The sequence below is a fragment of the Gilliamella sp. App2-1 genome (assembly GCF_001690255.1).
GTDB lineage: Bacteria > Pseudomonadota > Gammaproteobacteria > Enterobacterales > Orbaceae > Gilliamella > Gilliamella apicola_G.
Map to the genome: position 1 here is coordinate 1 of NZ_LZGR01000049.1, position 1130 is coordinate 1130.

At 24.7% G+C, this 1130-nt stretch carries 1 protein-coding gene; it reads left to right on the plus strand.

What is annotated here, in order from left to right:
- The coding region (locus A9G22_RS06830; protein ID WP_218058762.1) for a stealth family protein at positions 1-1095 on the plus strand (1095 nt) is incomplete at its 5' end.
- Positions 1096-1130 lie beyond the last annotated feature (35 nt).

The window sequence follows — 1130 nt, forward strand, 5'->3', positions numbered from 1 at the left end:
ATAATGAGTAAACTTACTAAATTTTTCAAAAATACAGGAATCTTTTTTAGGGATTATTTTATCAAAAGGTATCCTCTGTCTTTTGATGAGCAACAACATGACTTTTTTGAAGAAGAATTATTAATTAAAAATGATTTTAAATTGTATAATGTTGATATTAATACAAGTAATGAGCCAATTGATGTTGTTATCACTTGGGTTGATAATCACGATCCAAAATGGATTAAAAAGTTAGAATACTTTAAAAAACAACAAGATAAAAATATACTTAACCCCATGTCAATAGATAATGCAAGATTTGAAAATCATGGTGAAGTATTTTATGTGATTAAAAGTATTGAACGTTTTATGCCATGGGTAAGGAATATATTTTTAGTTACAGATAATCAAATTCCAAAATTTGAGTTACCAAATAAAGTCATTATTGTTGATCATCATCAAATTATTGATAAAAAATATCTTCCTACTTTTAATTCTCATGTTATAGAAGCCCATTTGCATAATATTCCAAATTTATCTGAAAACTTTATTTATTTTAATGATGATGTCTTTGTAGCTAGGAATTTACCTAAATGTCATTTTCTGAGTGGAAATAATTTAACATCTTTATTCTTAAATAGAAAAAACTTAGATGTTATGCTTGGCAAGGGAGGCAATACACCTACATTATCAGCATGCTTAAACTCTAGACAATTATTATTTAATAAGTATGGCAAAGATATAAATATTCCTTTGGTTCATACTTATATACCATTAAAAAAATCTTATTTTAATTTTGCATGGTCTTATTTTGGTGAAGATATTAGTGAATTTATTGGTAATCGCTTTAGATCTAATAATGATATTAATTTAGCCACATTTTTAGTTCCATGGATGATGTATCTTGAGGGAAAATCAATATTGGCTCGAGATATTTGTTATTATTTTAACATCCGCTCAGCATTCGCTAACACAAACTATAATATTTTAAATTATAAAAATAAAAACAAAATATTACCTCACTCTATTTGTGCAAATGATTTTATTGCACAAAAATCAACTTTGTCATATAACAAAGATGATTTGATAATTTTTTTAAAAGAATTTTACAGATAATTTTTATTAATGTAATGTAGTTTATTGAAATATAA